Raw genomic sequence first — 16,648 nt, forward strand, 5'->3', positions numbered from 1 at the left:
GTGTTCTCTGCACACGCCGCAGCAACAAGCGCGTGCGCTGCGGCGCGCACAGCCCTTGCCCGAAGACCTGCCCAAAGGCCGCAGCAAGGCCACCGCAAGATCACAGCAAGGCCGCGCCGCATGGGGCGCAGAGTGCGAAAACAGCAATGATTCGCATTGATAATCGCACCCCATGCCGCCACCGCCCACACTCGACGCCCCCAACTGGCCCGCCCCGGCGGGCTTTCGCGCCATCACCGCCCGCCTGCAAAAACAGGTGCAGCGGCGCACCGGCTGCGCCGAAGACGCGCGCGATCTGGTGCAAGACGCCTGGCTGCGCCTGCTGGAGCAAGGCGATGCCGCGCGACGCCTGCGCGAGCCCGCCGCCTGGCTCAGCGCCGTGGCGCACCACCTCACGCTCGACCACCTGCGCCAGCGGCAGGCCGCCGCCCGCTGCGGCCTGCCCCGCCACGGCAGCCACGGCAGCGGCGATGGCAATGGCGCAGGCCACAACGACGGCGGCGACGATGCCGCCATCGCCCCCTGGCAGGCCCAGCCCGACGCCGCCGAATCCCTGATGTACCGCCAGGCGCTCGATGCCGTGCAGGCCGCCCTGCACGCCCTGCCCGAGCGCGCGCGCCAAGCCTTCCTCGCCCACCGCCTGCACGGCACGCCCCAGAGCGAGCTGGCCGCGCGCCACGGCGTCAGCCTCGCCACCATCGAGCGCGATGTGCAGCAGGCCAGCGCCCGCCTGCACGCCGCCTTGCTGCACTGGCGCGGCGAACACCCCCAGGCCAACGCCAACGCCAGCAACGAGCGCCCGGCCCCGCCCCGTCGCCGCTCGCTCACCGCCCTGCTGGGCCTGGCCGCCCTCAGCGGCAGCGGCCTGCTGGGCTGGCGGGTGTGGCAACACAGCGCCGCCCGCCCGCTGCTGGCGCTGGCCCTGCACACCCCGCGCGGCCAGCTCGCCCGCCAGGCCCTGCCCGACGGCAGCGCCCTCACCCTCGACGCCGCCAGCCGCGCCCACATCACCTACCGCCGCGCCCTGCGCCACGTGCAACTGCTGCACGGCGCGCTGTTTGCCGAAGTGGCCCACGACCCCCAGCGCCCCTTCGTCGTCGAAGCCGCCCTGCCCCAGCCCGCCGCCGCCACTACCGCAGACAGCCCCGCAGACGCCACCGCAACCAGCACCGCCCAAGCCGCCCCCGATGCCCCCGATGCCCCCGATGCTCCCGATGCTCGCCCCCGCGTGCGCATCACCGTGCTGGGCACCCGCTTCAGCGTGGACATCGCCCCCGCCGGCATCGACGTGCGCGTAGCCCAGGGCCGCGTGCGCGTTGAGTGGCTGGACGCCGGCGGCCAGCCGCGCAGCCAGCGCGATCTGCACCCTGGCCAGGGCCTGCGCCTGAGCGCCGCCAGCCCCGCCCCCATCGAACTGCCCGCCAGCAGCGCCGCCAGCCCTGGTGATGACGCCGACCAGCACGCCGCCCCCTGGCGCCACGGCCACCTGCGCTTTCACGCCGAACCCCTGGCCCACGCCATCGCCCGCCTGGCGCGCTACCAGCGCGAAGACGCCGCCCCCATCAAGCTTGACCCGCGCGTAGCCTCGCTCGCCATCAGCGGCCAGGTGCCCCTGCGCCACGCCCACGACTGGCTGCAATCCCTGCCCGCCGTGCTGCCCGTCACCGTGCGCCGCCAGGGCCAGGGCTGGCACATTGCCCCGCGCGCCAACCCGCGCGCGCGGCGGTAAGCGGCCAGGCGGCCGCGCATCCAGCCAGCCAAACGCACCCAAGAGCAGCCCCCGTCACAGGAAGAAAGGCACGACCGGGAAGTACCTTGGGAAGTACCTCTTTTGATGCAATCGTCCGCATGGCTCCCCTCGTCCTTTCCGTCAAGTTTTTTGCGCAAAGCAGCGGCAGAAGACCGCAAGGCCATCGGCACGGACATCAAAACCGTGCCAATCGGCTGGCCGCTGGGCATGCCTTTGGTGCGCAAGCTGGAGCCGCATTTGTGGGAAGTGCGCTGCGCCATTGCCGACGGCATCGCCCGTGTGCTGTTCACCGTGCAGGACGGGCACATGGCGCTGCTGCACGCCTTCGTGAAGAAGTCCCAGAAAACCCCCGCGACCGAACTGGAAACCGCGCGCTCGCGCTAGAAACAACTGGGGCAAGCCACATGACCCCCAACCCCCACATCGGCACCGGCTTTGACGACTTCCTGGCCCAGCAAGGCATGCAAGAAGAAGCCGCTGCCGCCGCGATGAAGCGCGTCATCGCCTGGCAACTGGCGCAGGCCATGAAGCGCCAGGGCATCACGCAAACCGAAATGGCCCAGCGCATGCGCACCAGCCGCATGGTCGTCAAACGCCTGCTTGACGAAACCGACACCAGCGTGACGCTGGCCACCCTGGCGCGCGCCAGCGTCGCCGTGGGCCTACCCATGCGCTTTGAGCTGGCCTGAACGGGTTCTGACGCGCCAGGGCATCGCGCCGGTCATCGCGCCAACCGCAATGGCCCCGCCCAGCGCCTCCAGCCTCACCCCGCTCCTGGCGTCAGCGGCACGCTGGCCAAGGGCAGGAACAAGGTGCGTGGCGAATCCGGCAGGGCCATCAAGCCGTGGTGCCGGTAAAAGGCCGCGGCCGTGGCGTCCTTGGCATCCACGATCAGCGCGTAGGCGGCAATCTCCGAACGGGCGGCACGGCGCAATGCATCGGCCAGCAGGGCCGCCCCCAGCCCCTGCCCCTGAAAAGCCCGGTCCACCGCCAGGCGGCCCAGGCGCACGGCCGGCACCGTGGGGTAGCGCGGCAGCTTGCGGCCAATGGCGGTGGGCAAATCTCCCAGCAGCACACTGGCCGAGGCCAGCGTGTAATAGCCCGCAATGCGTTGCCCAGCCCCCAGCGCCACAAAGCAGGCGGCCACGCGGCGGCGCATGTCCTGGCCGGCCTGCTCACGCAGATAGCGGTTCAGCGGCGGCGAGGCGCTGTCGAACGCCGTGCGCTCGTGCGCGGCATCCAGCAGCGCCAGCCGGAAGGGCGCACCGCTCATCCGGCGTCTGCGGCCGCCGCGCCCGCGGCCCCCGCGGGCGGTTCAGGGCGCAACAACTGGCCGTGGCGGGCCAAGGCGCGCTCCAGCGCCGCAGCCGGCGGCGGCGGCGACAACATGGCCTGCGCAAAGCATTGCTGATCGGCCAGCGACAGGCGCACCAGCTCCGCCTGCTCAATGGCGCGCTGGGCCGCCTCCTGCACGGCGGCTATCACGAAATCCGTCATCGTGCGCCCCTGCAACTCGGCAGCGCGCTTGAGCAGGGCATGCAAATCGGTACTGATCCTCGCCTCAAGGCGGGCGTTGGCGCTGGTGGTCACAGACATAGGGGGCAAGGGCTGATTGAACACAGATGGGGCGGATGTTCCGGCAATCTGCCGTACAAATCAAGCCCACATCGCCAGCCCGCACCGCCCCTGTTACAAAAAACCTGAGGGAAACGCCCTCGTCATCCGTCAACACCCATGACGGCCCGTTTTGGGCTGGTCAACCGGGCGGGTTGCGGCGTTTGCGCCGTCTTGGCGCGCGCGGGCAGGCGGCGGTTCGGGCCAGGCGATGCCACGCGGCAGACCGGCCCCATCCGCGCGCTGGCCTGCCGCGCCGGGGCCGTGAGCAGCCCCAACCCGCCGCCCCTTGCCGCGCGCATGCGCGCCCATGATCCATTTGACGAAGGACGACACCACCATGCTTGCTGCCCCGTTCCGCCCCCGCGCCGCCGCCGCTGCGGCCGCGCTGGCCTGCACCCTGGCCGCCTGGCCCGCGGCCCAGGCCCAAACAGCCAACCCAGCGGCCAACCCGGCCACGGCATCCACCCCGGCCGCCGCCATCCACCTGCCCGCCCAGCCGCTGGCGCACAGCCTGGCCGCGTTGGCGCAGCGCAGCGGCGCCTCGCTGGCCTATGCGCCCGAGCTGGTGGCGGGCAAACAGGCCGCCGCCGTGCAAGGCGCGCCCGGCGTGGGCGCGGCGCTGGCGCAAATGCTGCGCGGCACCGGCCTGCAAGCGCGCCAGCAGGGCCAGACCTGGACGATCCAGCCCGCCCCAACCCGCGCCGCCGCCGCAGGCAGCGCGGGCGATGCCCAGACCCTGCCGGCCATCACCGTGCAGGCCGCGCCCGAAACCGCCACCGGCCCGGTGCTGGGCTACGCCGCGCGCCGCAGCGCCACGGCCACCAAGACGGACACGCCGCTGGTGGAAACGCCGCAGTCCGTCAGCGTGATCGGCGCCGAGGAGATCGAGGCCAAGGGCATGCGCGATGTGCTGGACACGCTGGGCTACATGCCGGGCGTGCTCCCCCGAATGTGGGGTCCCGATGGCCGGGGCTATGAATACATGATGCTGCGCGGCTTTGACAACCTGGCAGCCCAGAACTTCCTCGACGGCCTGGCGCAAATGAGCTTCGTGGGCATTGCCCCACACACCGAGGTCTATGGCATGGAGCGCATCGAGGTGCTGCGCGGCCCGGCCTCGACCACCTTCGGGCGGGCCGACGTGGGCGGCATCGTCCACCGCGTCAGCAAGCGGCCCACGCTGGACGAGCCGGTGCGCGAGGTGCAGGCGCAACTGGGCAATTACCGGCAGCGGCAACTGGCCTTCGACTACGGCGGCAAGCTGGGCGAGCAGACCGCTTACCGCCTGGTGGGGCTGGCGCGCCAGGGCCGCTCGCAAGACCGCTACCCCACGGGCGAATGGGACACGGCCAAGCGCCAGTACTTCGCCCCCTCGCTGCTGTGGCAACCCTCGGCCGCTACCCGCCTGACGCTGCTGGCCTCGGTGCTGCGCCATGACGCGAGTGATGACATCAGCTATGTATCCGACAGCAACGGTCAGCCCACCCAGGTGCGCGAAGGCGACCCGCGCTACAGCCGCATCAAGCACGACAACTGGTCGCTGGGCTATGAGCTGCGCCACGACTTCAACGCCCAATGGGGCCTGCGGCAAAACTTCCGCCACGCCAAGCGTGTCGGGGATAAACATCACACCTATTCCTCACTGCAGGATGACGGGCGTACGTTCACGCGCACGGCCGAACGCAACGAAGGCAACCTGCGGCAAACCTCGCTGGATACTTACTTGGAAGGGCGCTTGCAAACCGGCGCGGTGCGCCACCAGCTGATTGCCGGGCTGGACTTCACCCAGGCGCGAGGCTTGGAGACGCAAAAAAGCGGACCGGCCTCAGACCTGGACCTCTACAACCCTGTGTACCACCCCATCACCCCGCCCAGCGTAGTGACCGACATTGCCGGGCCGAACAAGCTGCGCGCGCTGGGGCTGTATGCGCAAGACCAGATGCGCATGGGCGAGCAATGGCTGCTGACGCTGTCGGGCCGGCACGACACGGTGAGGGGGGATGACGCCTCCAGCTCGCGCGGGCAACGCCAAAGCCGCACCGACCGCGCCTTCACCGGCCGCGCCGCGCTCACCTGGCTGGCCCCCGGCGGCTGGGCGCCTTATGTGAGCTACGGCACCTCCTTCCTGCCCGCCTTGGGCGCTTATGACACGTTCGATGCCAAGCCCACCACCGGCCGCCAATGGGAGCTGGGCATCAAATACCAGCCCCCGGGGCAAAGCCTGTTGCTGAGCGCTGCCGTGTTCGACCTGCGCAAGCGCAACATCACCGTGAGCAACCCCATCACCAACCGCGATGAGCAGGTGGGCGCCATGCGCTCGCGCGGGCTGGAACTGGAGGCCAAGGGCCGCCCGTTGCCTGCCTTGCCCGGCCTGCACGCCACCGCCGCCTACACCTATAGCGACGTCAAAGGCCTGGCGGGCAGCACCTGGCGCGTGGAGGCGGGCAAGGCCCCCATCCAGGTGCCCAAGCACATGGCCTCGCTGTGGCTGGACTACCGCTTGGCCGAAGGCCGCCTGCGCGGCCTGCACCTGGGCCTGGGCGCGCGCCACGTGGGCCGCCGCTGGGACGACGCGGCCAACACCCGCGCGCAACCGGGCTACACGCTGGTGGACGCCAGCCTGCGCTACGACCTGGGCGCCAACTGGCGCCTGGCGCTGAACGTGCACAACCTGCTCAACAAGAAGTACTTCGCCAGCAATCCTTTCAATGACTGGTGGCGCGGCGAGCAGCGCACGGTGACGGCCACGGCCACCTACCGCTGGTAAGCCAGCACGCTGGCGGCAGGCGCCCTGCCCGCTTGCATGGCGGGCAGGCCCGCTTGCAAGGCGCCTGCAAAGTGCCTGCAAAGTGCCTGCAAAGTGCCTGCAAAGTGCCTGCAAAGTGCCTGCGAGGTGCTTGCGAGGTGCAGGCCGCGCCGCCGCCGTGGCGCGCGGCGCTGGCTCACCGCGCATCGCCCGGCGCGGGCGGGGCATCGGGCACGCGCTCCAGCACGGCCAGAAAATCCTCGCGCCGCCCCTGCGCCGCCTCGGCGCGCAGGTGCTCCAGCGTCAGCCAACTGGCCAGCTTCTCCGCCGTGGCGCTGGCAATGAACTGGTTGACGGAGATGCCATCGCGCGCGGCCAGCTCTTTCACTTTGCGGTGGATGGAATCGGGCAGGCGAATCGTCAGGGCGGTCATGGGGTGCTCTCCAGAAGGTTCAAGAATTCAGCAGGTGTGAGGGCTTGGATACCGAAGGCCGATGTGCCCCGGAAATCCCGCGTGTTGTGCGTGATGATGTAACGGCTGGCCGAGGCCACGGCGCATTCCAGCACCATGTCGTCGTCCGCATCGCGCAGGAACGGGCGCCACAGGTAATACACATCCTGCAAATGCGCCAGCGAGGCCAGGTAGCGCAAAAAGCCTTGCATTTGCGCCACGTCAACGCCGGCGGGCACATGCTCTGGCCGCGTGAGGACAGCTTGCCATTCCATGTACAGCGCCACCGACAAGGCCGGGCGGAACTTGGGCGATGGCAATTGCCGCAGCAAATGGTGGCTCGCGCCGCTTCGAGAGCGCATCGCGGCCACCAGCACAGAGGTATCCAGAACGATCAACATGGTTGCGCCAGTGTAACCACGCAGCATCCAAAAAGCACCACCCCAGCCTCATTTCTTGCCTCATTGATTACTCCATTTCTTTGAAAAGGCTCTTGCCCCTCATGCCCCCGCCGCACACCCAAGCCCGCCCCAAGCCATCCCGCCTGCTGCGCCCGGCCCTGCTCAAACTGCACCGCTGGGCGGGCCTGGCCTTGGCCGCCTTTCTGGCGCTCACCGGCCTGACCGGGGCCGTGATGGCCTGGACGGACGAGCTGGACGCGCTGCTGAACCCACACATGCTGCGCACGCCCGGCACGCCGGCGCAGGATGCGGCGCAGTTGCTGGCGCTGGCCGCGCGGGTGGAGGCCGCGCAGCCGCAGTGGCGCGTGACCAGCCTGCCGCTGGCGCTGGAGCCGGGGCAGGCGGCCATGCTGCGCGTGGCGGCCAAACCGAGTGCGGATGCCAGCACGGGCACGGACGCGAGCGCACCGCTGGGCTTTGACCAGTTGTTCGTGCACCCGGCGAGCGGTCAGATTCTGGGCCAGCGGCAATGGGGCCAGTGGCGCGGCGGCTCGCTGGCGCAGGCGCGGCAAGATGTGCTGCCTTTCATCTACAAGCTGCACTACAGCCTGCACCTGCCCGGCGTGTGGGGCGTGTGGCTGCTGGGCGGCGTGGCCTTGCTGTGGGCGCTGGATTGCCTGTGGGCGCTGGCGCTGGCCTTCCCCAGCCGCAAGGCGTGGCGCAAGTCCTTCGCGTTTCGCTGGGGCGCGGGCGGGCACAAGCTGACGTTCGATCTGCACCGCTCGGGCAGCGTGTGGCTGTGGCCGCTGCTGCTGGCGCTGGCGATGACCGGCGTGGGGCTGAATCTGCGCACGGAAGTCATGCAGCCGCTGGTGGCGTGGTTTTCGCCCGTGCCGCCCGAGCCTTGGGCGGGCCGCCAGCCCTTGCCCCCAGGGCAAGCGGCCATCGGGCGCGAGCGCGCGCTGCAATTGGCGCTGGAGCGGGCGCGGCAGTTGGGCTGGCTGGGCGATGCGCCCGTCGCGCGCCCATCCACCATCCACACCGCTGCCGCGGCTTCATCGCCCGCCACGCCCGCCCCTGGCGCAGCCAAGGCGCTGGGCTTGCAGCCCTGGCGGCTGTACGACTGGCAGGATGCAGACGGGCTGTACGCCGTGGCCTTTGCCGCGCCGGGGCGCGAGCCTTACGGCCCGGCGCTGGGGCCGCACTGGGTGTATCTGGATGCCGCAAGCGGCACCGTGGCAGGCGTGCGCACGGGCCTGGGCGGCAGCGCGGGCGAGGTGTTCATGGCCGCGCAGTACCCGCTGCACTCGGGCCGCATTCTGGGCGTGGCAGGCCGCGCGCTGGTCAGCCTGCTGGGGCTGGCGGTGGCCGTCATCAGCGTGACGGGGGTGATGATCTGGCTGCGCAAGCGCCGCGCCGGGCTGCCCCAGCGCGGGGCGCCAAAGGGTTAGGGCAATGGTCGCCGTGCACATGGCTGATGCACACGGCGGCCAGGCTGTGCAGCGACAGGCCGGTGCGCAGCAGTTGCTGCTGCGTGCCTTGGCCACAGTCGAGCCAATATCAGCCCGCCGCGGCCAAGGGCGCTTGCACCGCCAGGGCCGAGACATTGCGCTGGCGCGCGGGCACGCCCGGGCAAGTCCCAGGAAAGGTGATGTCCAGCATGGTTGCAACAAAAAAGAGAAATGCGCAGCGCCCATACCACAGCCGGCCGGGCCTGCTTGAGCAGGTCACCCCGCATGGCGCTACACCATTGGCAAATCGTCAAAAAAATGTAAGACAATGCCCCAGCTCCGCCACACGGGCACACGCAAGTGCGTGTGTTTTCTCTAAAAAAACCTGTTCACGCCCCCGCTGCAAGCCGAGCTGTGCCGGCCCACGCCGCGTTGGGAACAGGCGCCACCGTTTTCACCACAGGGCCATTGCCATGAGCATTCTTCAGTGGACGCCGGACATGGACACCGGCATTGCCGAGATCGACAGGCAACACCGGCGCATCGTCGAATACATCAATATGCTGCACCAGGCGCGGCAAACGCACGACCGCCAGCGCCAGGGCGAGGTGATCGCCGAGATGGTGGACTACACCATTTCGCACTTCGCCTTCGAGGAAGCCTTGATCGAGGAAGCTGGCTACGTGTTCAGCGGCCCGCACAAGAAAGTGCACGAGCTGTTCACGCGCAAGGTCACCGAAATGCAGCGGCGCTTTGACAGCGGCGAGGACGTGAGCGAGGAACTGCACGGCATGCTCTCGCGCTGGCTGTTCAACCACGTGCGCAACGAAGACCACGGCTATGTGGAAGCCGTGCAGGCCTATCAGCGCCAACTGCTGGGCGAGCCAGCCCCCAGCGCGCCAGAAGAAGCCGAGCAAGCCCTCGCCGCCGAAACTGCGGGCGCCGCCGCGCCACAAAAAGGCTGGCTGGCCAGGATGTTTGGCTGGTGAGCCTTGGCCCGAAACCTTCAGCGTTGAGGTTTTGAGCTGGTGCTCAGCCCAGCCGCAGGTCTTTGAGCACTTCCTCAAAAGCAGCCAGCCTGCCCCTGCCAAACAACTGCGGCAGGGGCGCAACGGGCAGCAGCGCGCGGATGCGCTGGCGCTGCGCATCGGTGGGCTGCACGAAGCAATGCAGGCGCACGTCCGCCAGCCAGCCAAGCGCCAGAGGCCGAAAGAGGCTGGCGGCGCGGGCCTCATCGCCCAACGCGGCGCGCGGCACGCTCAGCAGCACGATGCAGTGGTTCCACGCATCGCCCAGGCGACTCAGCTGCAGCAGGCGCAGCCAGTGCTCGGCGCTTTCACCGCGCATGTATGGCCAGAGCATCTCCAGCGTGGGTGCGTTGCCGCTGCGCTCGGCGTGCAGGCGGGCGACGCGGAACACGGCGCGCGCAGGGTCTTGCAGCGCGCGCAGGGTCAGGGCGTCGGCCTCTTGCGCCTGCAGGCGGTAGGCCGCGGCGTAGGCGGCGCGGCGCACCACGGGGGCGCTGTCGCCCAACGCGGCCAGCGCGAGCGGGCGGCCTTGCGGCAGGGCCAGATCGGCCAGCAGGCCCAGCGCAGCGGCGCGCTGGCGCGGCGTGGCGTCGGGCCTGTGCAAGGTGGCTGTGGCATGGGCCTGCAGGTCTTCGCTGGGGCCGCCGCACAGCTGAATGGCCAGATAACGCACGCTGGGGCTGGCATCGTGCAGGGCCGCTTGCAACCAATTGGGCCAGAGGGTTTGCCCGCTGCCCGGGCTTGGCGCGGCGGCGCTGCCGTGCGCGGCCCTCAGCGTGAGGCTCAATGCGCGCAACGCGCTCAAACGGGTGCGGATATGGGGCGTGCGCAGGGCTTGCTCATACAGGCTTTGGCGCAGCTCAGCACTGGGCAGCTTGTGCACCCATTGCACGGCGCGGCGGGTGATGGCCGGCTGACGCGCGGCCAGGCCGCTGGCCAGCACCTGGGCCAGGGCTTGGGCGCCCGGCGCATGCAGCGCCCAGTCGAGCAGCGCATCAAAGCAAAACACGGCCTGCGCAGGCGTGCCGCGCCGCACCAAGGCATGCAATGGCTGGCGCTGGGCGGCATCCATGCCTTGGAGGTTGCGCCGCATGCATTGGCGCATCAGTTCCAGCGCATCGCCGTGGTAGGCGCGCTGGCCACGCTCCAGCGCCTTCAGCGCGGGCAAGGCGTGCAGCGCGGTGGCAAGGTCCCATTGGGGCAATAGCCGCTGCAAGGCCTGCCAGGCGGCAGCGCGCACTTGCGGCACCCAGTCGTTCAGGCGCAGCAGCACGGCTTGCCAGATGGCGGCATCGGCATTGCCTGGCGTGATGCGATCCAGGGCGCGCTCGCGCACCCGGCCGTCGGGGTGGCACAGTGCGGTCAACAGGCTGTGGAGGTCAGAAGGTATGGGGGATCGCCGGGAAAAGGCAGCGCGCACCCATTGAGCAAAAGCCAGGGCGCGCGCCTGGGTGAATCGGGAAAAGCGCCGCAGCGATGGAATGTCTGGCATGGGCTTTGGGCTTTCTCTCACCCCTTCACGCACAGCACCTGCTTGAGCGTGTGCACCACGTCCACCAGATCGCGCTGGGCGGCCATCACGGCGTCGATGTCTTTGTAGGCCATCGGGATTTCGTCGATCACGGCCTCGTCCTTGCGGCATTCCACGCCTTCGGTGGCGGCGATCTGGTCGGCCACGGTGAATTGCTTTTTGGCCTGGGTGCGGCTCATGGTGCGGCCCGCGCCGTGGCTGCAGCTGTTGAAGCTGTCGGGGTTGCCCTTGCCGCGCACGATGTAGCTTTTGGCGCCCATGCTGCCGGGGATGATGCCCAGCCGCCCTTTTTCGGCGTTGACCGCGCCCTTGCGGGTGACGAACACGTCTTGCCCGAAGTGGGTTTCGCGCTGCACGTAGTTGTGGTGGCAGTTGACGGCCTCCACGTGCGTGTCGAAGGGTTTGGCGATGACTTGGCGCAGCGCTTGGATGACGCGGGTCATCATCACCTCGCGGTTGGCGGCGGCAAACTTTTGCGCCCAGCCCACGGCCTGCACGTAGTCGCCAAAGTACTGCGCGCCTTCCTCGAAGTAGGCCAGATTGGCATCGGGCAGGTTGCGCTGGTGCCGCTCGGCGTCTTTCTTGGCCAGCTCGATGAAGTGGGTGCCGATGGCGTTGCCCACGCCGCGCGAGCCGCTGTGCAGCATGATCCACACGCTTTGCGCTTCGTCCAGGCAGATTTCGATGAAGTGGTTGCCCCCGCCCAGCGTGCCCAGGTGCTTGTGGTTGTTGGTGTTGCGCATGCGCGGGTGCTTGTCGCAGATGGCGTTGAACTCATCGGCCAGCCGCGCCCAGGCGGCGTCGGTTTCCTCGGGCGGGGTTTCCCAGCCGCCCTTGTCGCGGCCGTATTTCTTGGGCGTCATGCCGTGCGGCACGGCTTTTTCGATGGCCGCGCGCAAGGGGCCGAGGTTGTCGGGCAGGTCGCTGGCCACCAGCGTGGTCTTGCAGGCGATCATGCCGCAGCCGATGTCCACGCCCACGGCGGCGGGGATGATGGCGCGCACGGTGGGGATGACCGAGCCGATGGTCGCCCCGATGCCGTAGTGCACGTCGGGCATCACCGCCACGTGCTTGAACACGATGGGCAGGCTGGCGACGTTTTGCAATTGCTGGCGCGCCTCATCCTCCACCGGCACGCCCTGCGTCCACATCTTGATGGGCGCGGCGCTGCCTTGCTGCATGTGCAGGTGGCTGCCGTACTCGCCTCGGATTTCCACGACCTCGGGCTGCGGCTTTTCTTCAGCAGGCGCACGGCGCGATTGCGCGGCGGCCAGACGGCGGGCGAGGCGGGCAGCAGCGGCGTCATCGGCGGCGGCGGTGCTTTGTTCGGTGTGTGGTTCGGTGTGCATGGGTGATTTTGTTGTTGTGTGTGGATCAGGTGGGTGCAGCCGTCTTTGCAGGGTGCGTGCCGTTGGCAGGCCCGCTTCGGGCAAGCGATGGTTCGTCGATGCTGTGCTCTGCCGCCAATGATTCATTCAAGCCGCAGCATCCAGCCAGCAGCGCTGCAAGCGCCCAGCGGCATCTTCCAGGCGGCCTTGCTGCTCCAGCCGCAGCGGGGGCAAGGCCTTGGCGCCGCGCCGGGCGCCCCACAGCGCGCCGGCCATAGCGGCAATGGTGTCGGTGTCACCCCGGCAGGCCGTGGCAAAGCGGATCAGCGCCTCGAAAGGCTGCTCAAGGTGGCGCAGCGCCAGGTACAGCGCAGTCACGCAAGAGGCGCGGGCCGTGATGCCGTGGCCCAGCATGCGCGCCACTTGGCGCGGGGTGGGCGCATCGCCCTGGGCCAGCCAGGCTGAAGCGTTGCGCAAGGCGGGATCGAATGCTTCTGCTTCGGCATCCGACAAGGCGCCGCGGGCGGCAGTCAACACGGCGTCAGCGCTGATGCCAGGCGTCATGAGGGCGCGGGTCGCCAGGGCCAGCAGCACCGCACCCGCCATGCCCTGCGGGTGGGCATGGGTCACTTGCGCCGACTGGCGCGCGGCCTGCGCCAGCCCCTGCTCGGTGACAAAGGGCCACAGCGCCAGCACGGGCGCGCGCATGGCTGCGCCATTGCCCCATGAGCCTTGAGGGTGAACACTGCGGTTGGCCTGCTGCCAAGGTTGGCCCGCGCGGATGCGGCGCAGCACCTTGGCCGCGCCAGGCCCATAGCCGCGCCGCCACTGGTAGCTGCGGGCAAAGCGCTGCGCCAGATCGTCCTGATTCAGGCCGCCACAGGCCAGCAAGGATTCGGCCAAATCCAGGCTCATCTGTGTGTCGTCGGTAAAGCGGCGCACCCCCTCGGGCGTGCGGCCCAGCAGCGCCCACAGGCCGCGCGCCAGCAGTCCGCCCTCATACGGCGCGCCCAACGTGTCGCCCAGGGCCAGGCCCAGCAAAACGCCGCGCACGGTATCGGTGGAGGGAATGATGTCGGCAGATATGGTCACAACAACTCTTGTTTTGATGGCTTGAAAATCTTGATGTACTGGTGCCAAGGGCGTGCAATTGCTGGCTTCTACGAATCAGAACGGGGCTAATGCTCTGGATTGAAGTGTGCTCCACCAGCTTGTGCAGCAAGGGCTGGAGGTCTTGCACACGGTGATTGAAGCGATAGCAAACTTCACTGGATCAAGGCGAGCGCTTCAGGGCTATCGGCAATGGTCGCGTTCAGACGAAGCGCCGGGCCTTCTTGCTGGATGGTTTCGGCATTCAGGTTGTCCTGGTTTTTCATGGGTTTCTCCTTTCATCGCTCGATCGCTGTTGGCGAGCGCTTTCGGGCCTATCCAGACGCATGGCGTCGATGCAGTTCTGGATGACTTGTGCGGGCGTGAATCGGCAGCCGCATTCCCATCGGTCGAAATGTGGGATGCGCGTCGCCTCCAGCGCCAACAGACGTTGCATAAAGATTAGGCGATGCGCTTCATGGCGCATCCACCTGTCCACGCAGGTTGTGTAGTCGGGCCGATCCTTGGTAAACGCGTTGCTGACGCATCCATCGAGCCAGTAGTCGAACCAGGCCGCGTTGGCGTAATGCAGCGTGGCTTGGGGCGTGTCGGTGCGCAGCCAAAGATCCAGCAAAGGCTGGATGTCAAGCCCGCCGATGTGCAGCATGAGCAGCACGTCAAACAGCGTGTAGCCATTCCAAGGCCCGCCGCGCTCCCACGGATAACGGGCCAGGCAATCAGCAAACAACGCCTGTGCCACCGCTTGCACGGCCTGCCATTGCGCGGGGCTGAGGCTATCCCTTGGGCAGCGGCCCAGGCGATCCAGATACAGCTCGGTGCTGTGATGCACTTCTTTACCTTGCGCAATCAGCTCCAGCAAACGGGGCAGGAAATAGCCCACCTCGGCGATGCTCTGCACATCGTTTTTGGCCGAATTGTTGTATTCATAAAGGTGCTTGGGCGTGAGCTGGCGCAGCGGCAGGTGGCGCAGTTGCTCTTCCATCTCGGGCTCCACGCAGCAGGGCATGCACACATCCAGCGGCCCGGCAGGCGGCGGGTAGGCGCCGAAAACACGGTAGGCGTGTTCAATGGCAGCCGCCAAGGCGGAAGACATGGTGTTCATGGCTGTTTCTTTACTGTGGGCTTCTTGCCGCTACTTTCACCGCTTAACGCTGCAAATTACCAATGCGCCCAGTCGCGGCACAGAAAAGCTGGGATTGATAGAACGCCATTGGGCATCAGGCTGCTGACCAAACATTTTTGGCTGTGGCGCTCCCTTCCGTGCCAGCGCGCCCTGAAATCCTTTGTGTGTCAAAAAAACCGTCGGGGCAGGTTAAACGCCGAACGCCGAACGCCCAACGCTCAACGCTCAACGCTCAACGCTCAACGCAGCTTGACCAGCCCATTCAAGACCTGATCCAGCCCGCCCACCACCGAGATCTTGTCGATGCGCTCGGCCACGCGCTCCAGGGTTTCCAGCTCTTTCATGCGCAGGGCCACAGGGTTGTCTTCCATGACCTTGGCGGTGTTGAGCAGCGAGCGGGTGGCGGCCGTTTCCTCGCGGCGGCGGATGACGTTGGCCTGGGCGGCCTTTTCGGCCTCGACCACCTGCGCCAGGATGCTGCGCATCTCGCCGGGCAGGATGATGTCCTTGACGCCCACGCTCTCCAGCGCGATGCCGCAGCCGGCCAGCTTGGCGCGCACGGCTTGCAGCACGGCGCTGTCGATGGCGGCCTTGTCGTCCAGCAGCGCATCGAGCGTGCGCTGGCCGACGGCGGCGCGCAGCGCGAATTGCAGCTCGCGGTAGACGTGCTCGGCCGGCTTGGGCAGTTGCGCGAAGGCGGCCTGCACATCGGCATAGCGCCACACGGCGGCCAGGTTCAGGCGCAGGCCGACCTTGTCGCGGGTGAGGATGTCCTGCCCGGCGACTTCGGCGGTTTGGGCGCGCAGGTCCACCACCTCCACCGCCAGGCTGCGGCCAAAGCGCCAGAAGCCGTGCACGCCGGGCGCCAGCGCGGCCTGCAATTGGCCGTCCAGCCACAGCAGGCCGGTGTGGAACTGCGGCACCTGCGTCAGCAGCACGCCGCCGGCCAGGCTGGCTGGGCCGCGGCGCTCGGCCAGTTGTTGCAGGCGCGCGGCCAGCTCGGGCGCGATGCGGGCGTCAGCCGGCAGCGGCAGCACTTCCACACGCACTTCGTGCAGGTGCTTCCAGTACAGGCGTCGGGCGCCGGGCGGCAGCACTTCGGCCAGCAGGCCGTCCTCGTAGCGCAGGCCCACTTCTGATTCGCCCAGTTCGGCGCGCACGAAGTGCTGGGCCAGCACCTTGGGCTCGTGCGCCATCAGGTAGTCGGCCAGCGGGTGGGTGAAGGCGGGCGCGTCCTGCCCGAAGCGCTGCACGTGCAGCGTCTCGCCCAAGGCCCAGATGCGGTGCTTGCCGGGGCCCAGCACGCGCGCGAAGTCGCCGCCGCGCAGCAGCAGGCCGCGCTCGTTCTTGTTCACCTGGAAGGTCTTGAAGCCGTAGGTTTTCATGGTTTTCTTCTCTCTCACAACAACAACATCAAAGGGTGCCGAACCTGCCCGAGAGCCTGTTCAAAGTCTTTGAACAGGCTCTGACGGCGGGCTGGCGTGGCGCAGGCGCGGGGCATGGCGGGCCGGGGTGGGATGGCGTGGCAGGGCACGCGCATCCGGCCCGGCTGGCCATGCCGCCGCGGCCCCGCGGCCTGCGCCTGGCCACGTGCGGGAACACGCAGCCGGGCGTCGCCAGCGCAAAGCCGCCAGGGCGTGTGGCTGGCCGGTGCAGTTCAAGCCCCAAAGGCCCTACCCTGCACCGGCCCGCCACGGTTCGGCGGGTGGTCTTGCGACCGTTTCACTTGTAGCCAGCCTTGCGGCTGGGGAAGGATGGGCGGGAGTCGAACCCGCGACACACGTGTGATCAGCACGTTGCTCTATCCAACTGAGCTACCAGTGGAGGCATGCCCGGAGTCGAACCGGGGATAGCGATCGGCCCCAACGGCCCATGCCCTGTCAGACGCCTGCGCCGCGCGGCATACCGGATGCACAACACCCGTGTTGGTCTCATCGACCTCAGCGGGCGGCGACCGGCACCGGCAGGGCGAGCCTTTGGCCCCAACCCTGGCCTGCGAGCGACTGGCGCTCGCGTCTGACGCTTTAGTAGATTGCAAAGGCCGTGCCAGGTCGCCCCAAGCGGGCGCAAACCATCTTCAACCCATTGATTTGAAAGAGAAATTATTTTTCT

The 16,648-nt window shown here is 68.4% G+C and carries 16 protein-coding genes and 1 tRNA gene; 7 read left to right on the top strand and 10 right to left on the bottom strand.

The window, feature by feature from the left end; translation table 11 throughout:
• The first annotated feature begins 172 nt into the window (after positions 1-172).
• The 3 genes from CK625_RS11895 (at position 173) to CK625_RS11905 (ending at position 2,439) form a co-directional block, all read left to right on the top strand.
• Positions 173-1,729 carry a sigma-70 family RNA polymerase sigma factor gene (locus CK625_RS11895; RefSeq protein WP_095540540.1) on the top strand — a complete coding sequence of 519 codons (1,557 nt, stop codon included), beginning with the start codon at positions 173-175 and terminating at the stop codon, positions 1,727-1,729.
• Positions 1,730-1,834: 105 nt separating this feature from the next.
• On the top strand, positions 1,835-2,134 hold the full coding sequence (locus CK625_RS11900) for a type II toxin-antitoxin system RelE/ParE family toxin (RefSeq protein WP_095540541.1): 300 nt from the start codon (positions 1,835-1,837) through the stop codon (positions 2,132-2,134).
• 20 nt (positions 2,135-2,154) lie between these two features.
• The gene (locus CK625_RS11905) at positions 2,155-2,439 is read left to right on the top strand and encodes a helix-turn-helix domain-containing protein (protein ID WP_095540542.1); all 285 of its coding nucleotides are present in this window, start codon (positions 2,155-2,157) and stop codon (positions 2,437-2,439) included.
• Positions 2,440-2,513: 74 nt separating this feature from the next.
• Here the strand turns inward: CK625_RS11905 and CK625_RS11910 are convergent, their stop codons facing one another.
• A complete protein-coding gene (locus tag CK625_RS11910; RefSeq protein ID WP_095540543.1) occupies positions 2,514-3,023 on the bottom strand; it encodes a GNAT family N-acetyltransferase in 510 nt (169 codons plus the stop codon).
• The gene (locus tag CK625_RS11915) at positions 3,020-3,346 is read right to left on the bottom strand and encodes a DUF1778 domain-containing protein (RefSeq protein WP_095540544.1); all 327 of its coding nucleotides are present in this window, start codon (positions 3,344-3,346) and stop codon (positions 3,020-3,022) included. The genes CK625_RS11910 and CK625_RS11915 overlap by 4 nt, the downstream gene beginning before the upstream one ends.
• Positions 3,347-3,704: 358 nt before the next feature.
• Here CK625_RS11915 and CK625_RS11920 point away from each other — a divergent pair, with 358 nt between their 5' ends.
• Positions 3,705-6,134 carry a TonB-dependent siderophore receptor gene (locus tag CK625_RS11920; protein WP_172425161.1) on the top strand — a complete coding sequence of 810 codons (2,430 nt, stop codon included), beginning with the start codon at positions 3,705-3,707 and terminating at the stop codon, positions 6,132-6,134.
• A gap of 175 nt (positions 6,135-6,309) precedes the next feature.
• Here the strand turns inward: CK625_RS11920 and CK625_RS11925 are convergent, their stop codons facing one another.
• Positions 6,310-6,546, bottom strand: a complete 237-nt coding sequence (locus CK625_RS11925) for a toxin-antitoxin system HicB family antitoxin (RefSeq protein WP_095540546.1) — start codon at positions 6,544-6,546, stop codon at positions 6,310-6,312.
• Entirely contained in the window at positions 6,543-6,965 is a 423-nt protein-coding gene (locus CK625_RS11930; protein WP_095540547.1) for a putative toxin-antitoxin system toxin component, PIN family, read from the bottom strand. Before CK625_RS11930 ends, CK625_RS11925 begins: the two co-directional genes overlap by 4 nt.
• Positions 6,966-7,066: 101 nt before the next feature.
• Between CK625_RS11930 and CK625_RS11935 the strand changes: the two genes are divergently transcribed.
• Both CK625_RS11935 and CK625_RS11940 read left to right on the top strand, forming a co-directional pair.
• The gene (locus tag CK625_RS11935; protein WP_238945646.1) at positions 7,067-8,416 is read left to right on the top strand and encodes a PepSY-associated TM helix domain-containing protein; all 1,350 of its coding nucleotides are present in this window, start codon (positions 7,067-7,069) and stop codon (positions 8,414-8,416) included.
• A gap of 473 nt (positions 8,417-8,889) precedes the next feature.
• Positions 8,890-9,405 carry a bacteriohemerythrin gene (locus CK625_RS11940; RefSeq protein WP_095540548.1) on the top strand — a complete coding sequence of 172 codons (516 nt, stop codon included), beginning with the start codon at positions 8,890-8,892 and terminating at the stop codon, positions 9,403-9,405.
• Between the two features lie 43 nt (positions 9,406-9,448).
• Here the strand turns inward: CK625_RS11940 and CK625_RS11945 are convergent, their stop codons facing one another.
• From CK625_RS11945 to CK625_RS11960, 4 genes are all read right to left on the bottom strand, one after another.
• Entirely contained in the window at positions 9,449-10,936 is a 1,488-nt protein-coding gene (locus CK625_RS11945) for a hypothetical protein (protein WP_143326272.1), read from the bottom strand.
• A gap of 17 nt (positions 10,937-10,953) precedes the next feature.
• Positions 10,954-12,156, bottom strand: a complete 1,203-nt coding sequence (locus tag CK625_RS11950) for an RtcB family protein (protein WP_095540570.1) — start codon at positions 12,154-12,156, stop codon at positions 10,954-10,956.
• Positions 12,157-12,450: 294 nt separating this feature from the next.
• On the bottom strand, positions 12,451-13,395 hold the full coding sequence (locus CK625_RS11955; protein WP_172425162.1) for an ADP-ribosylglycohydrolase family protein: 945 nt from the start codon (positions 13,393-13,395) through the stop codon (positions 12,451-12,453).
• A gap of 280 nt (positions 13,396-13,675) precedes the next feature.
• Positions 13,676-14,395, bottom strand: coding sequence for a hypothetical protein (locus CK625_RS11960; RefSeq protein WP_143326273.1), 720 nt, complete (start codon positions 14,393-14,395; stop codon positions 13,676-13,678).
• Positions 14,396-14,480: 85 nt separating this feature from the next.
• Between CK625_RS11960 and CK625_RS13955 the strand changes: the two genes are divergently transcribed.
• On the top strand, positions 14,481-14,642 hold the full coding sequence (locus tag CK625_RS13955) for a hypothetical protein (RefSeq protein ID WP_172425163.1): 162 nt from the start codon (positions 14,481-14,483) through the stop codon (positions 14,640-14,642).
• Positions 14,643-14,775: 133 nt separating this feature from the next.
• Here CK625_RS13955 and CK625_RS11965 read toward each other — a convergent pair whose 3' ends face one another.
• Positions 14,776-15,921: a slipin family protein gene (locus tag CK625_RS11965; RefSeq protein ID WP_095540552.1), complete on the bottom strand. Its 1,146-nt coding sequence runs from the start codon at positions 15,919-15,921 to the stop codon at positions 14,776-14,778.
• A gap of 360 nt (positions 15,922-16,281) precedes the next feature.
• Positions 16,282-16,355, bottom strand: a tRNA-Ile gene (locus CK625_RS11970).
• Between the last annotated feature and the right edge of the window lie 293 nt (positions 16,356-16,648).

This window comes from Vandammella animalimorsus (assembly GCF_002285265.1).
GTDB lineage: Bacteria > Pseudomonadota > Gammaproteobacteria > Burkholderiales > Burkholderiaceae_C > Lampropedia.

What these genes read in the sequence shown, in the direction of transcription:
- CK625_RS11905 (WP_095540542.1), top strand. Translation starts at nt 2,155, where the DNA reads ATGACCCCCAACCCCCACATCGGCACCGGCTTTGACGACTTCCTGGCC.
- CK625_RS13955 (WP_172425163.1), top strand. Translation starts at nt 14,481, where the DNA reads ATGGCAGCCGCCAAGGCGGAAGACATGGTGTTCATGGCTGTTTCTTTA.
- CK625_RS11935 (WP_238945646.1), top strand. Translation starts at nt 7,067, where the DNA reads ATGCCCCCGCCGCACACCCAAGCCCGCCCCAAGCCATCCCGCCTGCTG.
- CK625_RS11950 (WP_095540570.1), bottom strand. Translation starts at nt 12,156, where the DNA reads ATGCAGCAAGGCAGCGCCGCGCCCATCAAGATGTGGACGCAGGGCGTG.
- CK625_RS11940 (WP_095540548.1), top strand. Translation starts at nt 8,890, where the DNA reads ATGAGCATTCTTCAGTGGACGCCGGACATGGACACCGGCATTGCCGAG.
- CK625_RS11895 (WP_095540540.1), top strand. Translation starts at nt 173, where the DNA reads ATGCCGCCACCGCCCACACTCGACGCCCCCAACTGGCCCGCCCCGGCG.
- CK625_RS11910 (WP_095540543.1), bottom strand. Translation starts at nt 3,023, where the DNA reads ATGAGCGGTGCGCCCTTCCGGCTGGCGCTGCTGGATGCCGCGCACGAG.
- CK625_RS11915 (WP_095540544.1), bottom strand. Translation starts at nt 3,346, where the DNA reads ATGTCTGTGACCACCAGCGCCAACGCCCGCCTTGAGGCGAGGATCAGT.
- CK625_RS11925 (WP_095540546.1), bottom strand. Translation starts at nt 6,546, where the DNA reads ATGACCGCCCTGACGATTCGCCTGCCCGATTCCATCCACCGCAAAGTG.
- CK625_RS11930 (WP_095540547.1), bottom strand. Translation starts at nt 6,965, where the DNA reads ATGTTGATCGTTCTGGATACCTCTGTGCTGGTGGCCGCGATGCGCTCT.
- CK625_RS11920 (WP_172425161.1), top strand. Translation starts at nt 3,705, where the DNA reads ATGCTTGCTGCCCCGTTCCGCCCCCGCGCCGCCGCCGCTGCGGCCGCG.
- CK625_RS11900 (WP_095540541.1), top strand. Translation starts at nt 1,835, where the DNA reads ATGCAATCGTCCGCATGGCTCCCCTCGTCCTTTCCGTCAAGTTTTTTG.
- CK625_RS11965 (WP_095540552.1), bottom strand. Translation starts at nt 15,921, where the DNA reads ATGAAAACCTACGGCTTCAAGACCTTCCAGGTGAACAAGAACGAGCGC.
- CK625_RS11960 (WP_143326273.1), bottom strand. Translation starts at nt 14,395, where the DNA reads ATGGAAGAGCAACTGCGCCACCTGCCGCTGCGCCAGCTCACGCCCAAG.
- CK625_RS11945 (WP_143326272.1), bottom strand. Translation starts at nt 10,936, where the DNA reads ATGCCAGACATTCCATCGCTGCGGCGCTTTTCCCGATTCACCCAGGCG.